The 6,883-nt window shown below is 63.9% G+C and carries 7 protein-coding genes; 3 read left to right on the forward strand and 4 right to left on the reverse strand.

The window, feature by feature from the left end; translation table 11 throughout:
- The first annotated feature begins 276 nt into the window (after window positions 1-276).
- Window positions 277-1,653: an Imm61 family immunity protein gene (locus tag C5E07_RS18865; protein WP_104301617.1), complete on the forward strand. Its 1,377-nt coding sequence runs from the start codon at window positions 277-279 to the stop codon at window positions 1,651-1,653.
- A 9-nt stretch (window positions 1,654-1,662) separates the two neighbouring features.
- Here C5E07_RS18865 and C5E07_RS18870 read toward each other — a convergent pair whose 3' ends face one another.
- Window positions 1,663-2,316 carry a hypothetical protein gene (locus tag C5E07_RS18870; RefSeq protein ID WP_104301619.1) on the reverse strand — a complete coding sequence of 218 codons (654 nt, stop codon included), beginning with the start codon at window positions 2,314-2,316 and terminating at the stop codon, window positions 1,663-1,665.
- A gap of 386 nt (window positions 2,317-2,702) precedes the next feature.
- The gene (locus tag C5E07_RS18875) at window positions 2,703-3,356 is read right to left on the reverse strand and encodes a TetR/AcrR family transcriptional regulator (protein WP_104301621.1); all 654 of its coding nucleotides are present in this window, start codon (window positions 3,354-3,356) and stop codon (window positions 2,703-2,705) included.
- A gap of 93 nt (window positions 3,357-3,449) precedes the next feature.
- Here C5E07_RS18875 and C5E07_RS18880 point away from each other — a divergent pair, with 93 nt between their 5' ends.
- A complete protein-coding gene (locus C5E07_RS18880) occupies window positions 3,450-4,676 on the forward strand; it encodes an MFS transporter (RefSeq protein WP_258064059.1) in 1,227 nt (408 codons plus the stop codon).
- 159 nt (window positions 4,677-4,835) lie between these two features.
- Here the strand turns inward: C5E07_RS18880 and C5E07_RS18885 are convergent, their stop codons facing one another.
- A complete protein-coding gene (locus tag C5E07_RS18885) occupies window positions 4,836-5,537 on the reverse strand; it encodes an SDR family oxidoreductase (protein WP_104301623.1) in 702 nt (233 codons plus the stop codon).
- Between the two features lie 104 nt (window positions 5,538-5,641).
- Between C5E07_RS18885 and C5E07_RS18890 the strand changes: the two genes are divergently transcribed.
- Complete coding sequence (locus tag C5E07_RS18890) at window positions 5,642-6,052, forward strand: MerR family transcriptional regulator (protein WP_104301625.1); 411 nt, start codon at window positions 5,642-5,644, stop codon at window positions 6,050-6,052.
- A 344-nt stretch (window positions 6,053-6,396) separates the two neighbouring features.
- On the opposite strand, the gene C5E07_RS18895 is transcribed toward C5E07_RS18890, so the two are convergent.
- The gene (locus C5E07_RS18895; protein WP_146080667.1) at window positions 6,397-6,651 is read right to left on the reverse strand and encodes a hypothetical protein; all 255 of its coding nucleotides are present in this window, start codon (window positions 6,649-6,651) and stop codon (window positions 6,397-6,399) included.
- Between the last annotated feature and the right edge of the window lie 232 nt (window positions 6,652-6,883).

Here is a 6,883-nt window from a genome sequence, read left to right on the forward strand (position 1 = left end):
CCCTCGGCGGCAGAACCCCTGCAGGCGCCCTCGAAGAGCTACTCTCGAACCCACCAAGACCAGGTGTTGCGACGACCGGCTGACACCACCCATGGGTTTCGAGACGAAGGAGGTTCTGAGACAGATGCACCGCCTACAAGGAGCTGCATCGACCACATTGCTTCACGCGGCCGAGTAAACCCCAGCGATGAGCCTCGACTGCAGGCACTCGAGGCACGGTGGGGTCGGGTAGACCCGGCAGGGTTCCCTCGGCCCGGGCACGCTACCGTCGCTTGCGTGACGCTTCTCAACGCACTCGGTCCCTCGTCGATGTTCGCCGAGTTCATCGGGCTGGCTGGGTACGCGGTCGGCAGCGACGATGAGGACGTCGAAGTGTGGAGCAGGGGTGGCGAGGAGCGCCACCGAGTCCGATCAAGCGATGCCGGCTATCTGGTGGCCGGAGCGTCGCGATCGGGAAGCTATGTCACGGAGTTTCAGGCGTCACGGCTCGAGGACGTCGAGCGCTACCTGACCTTCCTCATCGGCAACGCATCAGTCCGGGGGACGCGTGGATTCGGGCTGCTGGCGACAAGCACTCAGCCAGCGCTCGCCGCTGGCACCGAGTCGGCGACCGACGGCAAGGGAAACGTTCGTCTCTGGAACGTGGCCGATCCGAGCCGAACAGTGATCTTCCTTCGCGGGGTTCCCTGGGAGCCCCGAACGTTCAGTCACCTCATGGCCGTGCCCCTCGGGACCCTTCGACGAGCACTGCTGGACCCACACGGATCTCCCGTCTTCGACGTCGGTCAACCCCGGGTGAACCCGCCCGTCGTTCTGTCGTGGTCGCCCGAGTGGCTGTTCTCGACCGCCTTCCGGGAGTTCGTCGCGCTCGGCGGCGCCGAGGTGACCGCACGTGGCGACACGGTGCTCGTCGGTGACTTCGAGACCGGCTATGAAGTCTCGGACGCTGACGGATGGTGGTGCGTCCGCCGGTACTCCCGTGGCCTGCATGACACGAGGATGCGAGCTCGCGGCGCCGAAGACGTTGAGCGCTATCTGCTGCTGCAGTTCGGTCCGGCTGCCCGGCACGCTCCCCAGCTCAGGCTCCCCCTCCTCGTCGAGCCCGCTCCTCCCGTCGAGATCGCGGAAGGTCTGCGGTTTGAGCCCGTCGCACCCGGGTGGGTGTCCGTGCGCGGGACAGACGGCTCCGAACGGGGCATCGAGATCGCCGATGCTGGAATCACCGCAGCAAGGGATGCCCGCGACTTCACCCACCTGCTGCGCTCGACGCCGCAGGAGATCCGCGAGTCGTACCTCGACGCGGCGGGATCACCGGCCCTATCGCCCATCCTCGTTCCCGTCAGCCGTGGGGATGCCGTGCCACCCTCGGTCGATTGGGGACGGCTCTCGGCATCGGACCGCCGACTCGCGGACTCGGGATTTCGTCTCTTCTGCTCCCTCAACGAGAAGCGGGGGAAGGTCTTTGAAGATCCCGTGTCCGCGGCCCCGTTCGATGGGGGAGTCGCGGTGTTCCGATCGATTCGCGGCGGCGGCATGATCCTCGTCGCGCACGATGGATCCGTGCTCTACCGGTCCTCGTCGTACTCCTTCGAGCGGGCCCTAGACGAGTTTCGAGAAGGGCAGCGGACACCGCTGGACTCGTTCGGCGGCTGATCGGCTCGCTCAGTCTGCTGGTCGAGTGCCGGGGCGCAGCAGTGGATTGTGCTCGTCGGGCAGCGGCTTGTACAGCTTGTTCCGGAGCGCGGCGTCGAGTGCCTGATAGCGCGGGCCAGTGTGCGAGATGAGTGGCAGATTGTGCGTGCGTCGCCGATTCTGGTCCCAGGAGATGCCGACGAACGCGGTCTGGTCGGCGTCGGCTGTCCAGATCATCACGACCGTCTGCCCGCCATCTACTTGGTGAGGAAAGGGCGCGAACACTGACGGATCACCGGTCGCGAATCGCCGGTGCGCCTCGTGAAAGAAGGTCTGATCGCTGAGATGGAAGCCGTAGTAGCGCTTGCGCAGCCGGGTCCCGGTCGCAGCGACATGCCACGGGCGAGCGCCGACGATGAGGAGGTACACCCCCCAAGTGATGCCAACGAGTTCGATCGCGATCATGACAAGCGGCGTGATGCCCGCCATGCGATTGCGAACCAGTGCCGAGTCCTCGCCTCCCTCGCGGGCCCACTCGGCGAGAGGGATGAAGTTCTGCGCAGTGAACACGATGCAGACGAAGCCCGCCAGGATGAGCGCGATCCCGAACCAGGTGAGACCTGCGACTCGTTTGCGCGCAAACCGCGGATCGGCCCGGAACGTTTTGTCGAAATGGGTGCTCACCGCCCCATACTCTCCCTCGAGCTGGCCTAGGGCGGACACGGTCCGGCGGTGTGTTCACGACGACTAGCGGGAGGTGGTGCGGAAACACGTACTCGTGGGGATCACCCTCGTTCTCGCAACCCATGGCTTTTGAGATGAGGAGGTTTTGAGACATGCCTTCTGCCGGAACCGGCCCCGGGGTCGATCTCACAGACACGAGTGGATCGGGGGCGGTCTCGTCATCAACTGGCGACTGCCGTGTCTCGGAAACCTAATGATTCCTGGGACATGGGTGCGCGTGAGCAGAGCTCGGGGGAACCCCCCATATCAATGTGTCACCACGCACAGAGCCATGGGGGATCGAGGTCCTGGTTCCGTGACGTCGCGCTGGTACCTAGGAGCTCACCTCAGGAACGCCGCTGCTCCGCGGCCGAACCGCACATCTCGTTCCGACTGCAGTGCCGAGAACGGACACTATCGATCAACGCGCTCGCCGCGGCGTTGAGCTCCGAGGGGCTGACCCCGTCGACCAGTTGCGTCGAGATCCCGAGCACGAAGGAATGTATGAGTGTTGCCATGATCGCGGGGTCGAGGTCTGCGCGGATCGTGTTGGCCTCGATTCCCCGCCGGATGCAGGCTTCGATGCCCGCACGATCGGCCGTTCGACGCGCGGCGACGATAGCGCGAGCCGCGACGTCGTCCTCTCCACCTGCCCCGACAGTCGCCGAGAGCGTGACCAGGCATCCTCCAGGGTTCCCCGGGTCCGACTGCATGTCGATCGTGGCACGCAGCATACGGTCGAGCGCTTCGACTGGATCGATCCACAGGTCCCGCACGAGGTCACTCACGCGTCCTGGACCGACGACGTAGTGCTCGACCGTGCGCTCGAACAGCCCCTCTTTCGAGCCGAACGCCCCGTAGAGGCTCGCAGCCGAGAGCCCAGTAGCGGCGCGGAGCTGCGTTACCGTCGACGCCTCATACCCGTGCTCCCAGAACACCCGCATTGCGGCGTCGAGCACCTCTCGCTCTACGAAGGCCCTCGGTCGTCCCTGTTGCGCCATGGCTCCTCTTTCGGATCTTTCGTTCCAGTTTGACAGAGTGAGCCCGTGGCCTCAATATCGGAACGTACGTTCCGTAACTGAGAAGAGAGACCCATGTTCACCCCAACCCAACAGGCCATCCCCGCGGAGCGCGCCGATGGCCCGAGACGCCTGCCGGTGCTCCCGCTCATCCTGATGGCCCTGAGCGGTTTCATCATCATCATGACCGAGACACTCCCGGCCGGCTTGCTCCCTCAGCTCGCGACCGAATTCGCGGTGACGCCCGGCATTGCTGGCCAACTCATCACCGTGTACGCCCTCGGCACCATCGTGGCCGCCATCCCGACGATCGCAATGACGCGCGGAGTCTCACGCAAACCGCTGTTGGTGATCGGCCTTGTGGGCTTCTTCCTTGCCAACACCCTCACGGCCATGGCGCCGACACTTGCAATCGCTCTGGTCGCGCGGTTCATCGCCGGTGCGTTCTCCGGCCTCATCTGGGGCATGCTCGCCGGCTACGCACGTCGTATCGCCGCACCCGAGCACGCAGGCCGCGCCCTTGCTATTGCCATGGCTGGAACACCGATCGCTCTCTCGATCGGCACCCCATTGGGGGCATGGCTCGGCTCGATGGTCGGCTGGCGTTGGTCGTTCGCTACGGTGTCGGTGCTGACCGTGCTCGTCGTGGTGCTCGTGCTCGTCGCCGTGCCGAACGCTTCCGGGCAGCAGTCGAGTACCCGACTTCCGCTCGGAAAGGTTCTGGTCATTCCCGGGGTCGCGCTCATCCTGACCGTGGTGTTCGCCTGGATGCTGGCCCACAACCTGCTCTACTCCTACATCGCGCCCTACCTCGACCGTGCTGGCGTCGGGCTCCGACCCGACCTCGCGCTCTTCATCTTCGGAGCAGCCGCCCTCGTCGGCATCTGGATCACGGGCACCTTCATCGACCGGTCCCTTCGAAGACTTACTCTCCTGAGCACGGCGACCTTTGTCGTCGCCGGCGCGCTTCTGCTCGGTTTCGCTACGTCACTGCCCGTAACGGTCGTCGCGATCACGCTCTGGGGGATCGCATTTGGCGGGTCCGCCACGCAATTGCAAACCGCAATGGGCAACGCCGCTGGTGAGAGCGTTGACGTTGCGAACGCGATGCTCACGACCGCATTCAACCTCGCGATCTTCGGTGGCGGGGCAATCGGGGCGATACTCGTGGACGGAAGTGGGCCCGCGTCGCTACCTGTCACCATGATCCTGCTCTCGGCCGTCGCCCTGGTAACGGTGGGCCTCGGGCGAGCCAACGCGTTCCCTCACACCTCAAGAAATTCGAGCTATTCGAACGCGTAGCCAACCAAGATCTACCCGACCAGACAAACACTTCACCGGCAACCGACGAGGTCCCACGCGTCCCGAGAACAGGACGCCACCTGTGCCACCTCGGGAACGCAGAGCCTCGAAACGTCTGGACATTGTTTGTGCGGAGGGGATGCCGCCTGGCGCGCATATTCAGCGGTAGAGCTGCGCAGCGTCCCCTCCGAGGGCGGCCTTCACGAACCGGGCAGGATCATCGACGAGCACCTCGATCGCCCCGGACTCAATGCCGGCGAGACTTGCTCTTGCGACCTCGATCGGGTCGATCTTCGGACCGTCACTCCCGGCCATCATGTCGGTATCCGCTCCACCGAGATGCACTCCCTGAACCAGGATGTTGTGCCCCGCGAGCTCCACACGCACACCGTTAGTCATGTTCCATTCCGCAGCCTTCGCGACCGAATACGAGCCAGAGCCTGCCGGGGTTGCGACCCAGGACAGTACGGAGAGCACGTTGACGATCGCTGCCTCGTCATCGGATCCAAGCGCGGGAAGAAACGCGCGAATGACACGCAGCGTCCCGAACAGGTGGGTCTCGAGGTCTGCCCTGATCTCTGCGAGCGGTGCGGTGAGAAGATCAGCGCCCGTCGTGATGCCGGCGTTATTGACGAGCAACGTCACATCAGAGGCAGCTTCGGCTGCCTTCGCGATTGAGGCCTCATCGAGTAGGTCCAGGCGCAGTGGCACAACACGTGGATCGTCGACAGTGATCGTCTCGGGGTCGCGGGCCGTGGCATAGACCTTGCTCGCACCGTTCTCCAGCAACTGCTCCACAAAACGCTTCCCGATTCCTCGGTTCGCTCCGGTGACGAGTGCGATTGCTCCACTGATCTGCATGTCCTTCTCCTTCGTCGATTGCGGGCTCGAGCGCCCGCATCGTTTCGTAGGCTAAGAGTTGACGTTGACGTGAAGGGCAAGCCCATGGAGCGTGGATTCTGGTGATGAGAATCGGTGAGCTAGCAGACCGGACTGGCGTGAGTACCCGCGCGCTGCGGTATTACGAAGAACAGGGCCTTCTACACCCCGAACGCAGCAGCACCGGACAGCGCCTCTTCGCGGACGACGCCGTACCGAGAGTGCAGCTCATCCAGCAGCTCTTCACCGCAGGACTCAGCAGCCGCCTCCTCGTGCGACTACTCCCCGCCATCGACGACAAGCATCTCGATGCAGACCTCGTCCACACGCTTGAGAACGAGCGCGCACGCATGGAAACTCAGATCCGAGATTTGAACGCAGCACATCGCCGACTCGAAACGCTCATCACGCTCAGCACGCGACCACACGCGAGTACCGCCTACTGCCCGGCCACACTCGAGGAAGGCAGCACAACCGGCATAGTGCGAGCTGCCTGAGAGCGACCAGCTCATCACTCCACACCAACCCGTGCGTTTGACTGTCGAACGCTCTCGCAAAACCCATGGGTTTTGCGATGTCTCACCGGGCCGGACTGGGGGAGCGGGTGCAGCCCTCCTCTCAGTTGTTCATCCAGACCAGATGTGGCCGCTCACCCCTCCCTGAGGGAGGGGGCGACGGACGGTCCGCAAGGGAGGTCGGGGCGATGTCCGAAAGTCGCAAGTTCCTCGACGCCGTCCGCGTCGAAGATGCAGAATTTGATCGGCACTGACTGCGAGTTTTTCTGCGCGTTCCACGCGGACAGTAACTCGTTGAGGTGTCCAAGTTTCCAGTCGCCGCTGACCTAGTACCTCGACGCATAGGAATCTGCGTCGTTCAACCCTTCGTCGTAGACGTGAATCTCGGTGTCGAGTGCCCAGGGGATGCCCGCATTGAGGGCAGCCAGCTCGTCGATGGTCGGGTCACCGTAGCCTCGATCATCGGAAATCGTGCTCCAGGCCAGCACACCGATCAGAGAGATGGCGACTCCTCCAACGAACCCGAGCATTGCAGGAGATCGCATAAGAGCGGAAAAACGTGGGGGGTCAGTGGCGCGCATCCGAGAACCCTAGCCAAGGGACGCGCGATGGTTGAGGCCTAGCTACTAACGATTCGGTCGAGAGGCAAGAACGGATGAACACAGCTGTTATCTGCTCGTGACGGCCACTCCAGATGCGGGCATCCCGTCCCGAAACCCATGGGCGGTTTCTGTCGGTCGTTGCAACACCCCGATGAGCAAGGGGTGGGCGGATGCCGGCGAACAATGCTGCGCGGGAGCGCGAGCGAAAGTT

Origin of the sequence: Pseudoclavibacter sp. RFBJ3, assembly GCF_002931375.1 — a bacterium.
In the GTDB taxonomy this organism is placed as follows: Bacteria; Actinomycetota; Actinomycetes; order Actinomycetales; family Microbacteriaceae; genus Pseudoclavibacter.

Excerpts from the sequence above, each read along its gene's own strand:
- C5E07_RS18875 (WP_104301621.1), bottom strand. The coding sequence starts at position 3,356 with ATGGCGCAACAGGGACGACCGAGGGCCTTCGTAGAGCGAGAGGTGCTC.
- C5E07_RS18895 (WP_146080667.1), bottom strand. The coding sequence starts at position 6,651 with ATGCGCGCCACTGACCCCCCACGTTTTTCCGCTCTTATGCGATCTCCT.
- C5E07_RS18890 (WP_104301625.1), top strand. The coding sequence starts at position 5,642 with ATGAGAATCGGTGAGCTAGCAGACCGGACTGGCGTGAGTACCCGCGCG.
- C5E07_RS18880 (WP_258064059.1), top strand. The coding sequence starts at position 3,450 with ATGTTCACCCCAACCCAACAGGCCATCCCCGCGGAGCGCGCCGATGGC.
- C5E07_RS18885 (WP_104301623.1), bottom strand. The coding sequence starts at position 5,537 with ATGCAGATCAGTGGAGCAATCGCACTCGTCACCGGAGCGAACCGAGGA.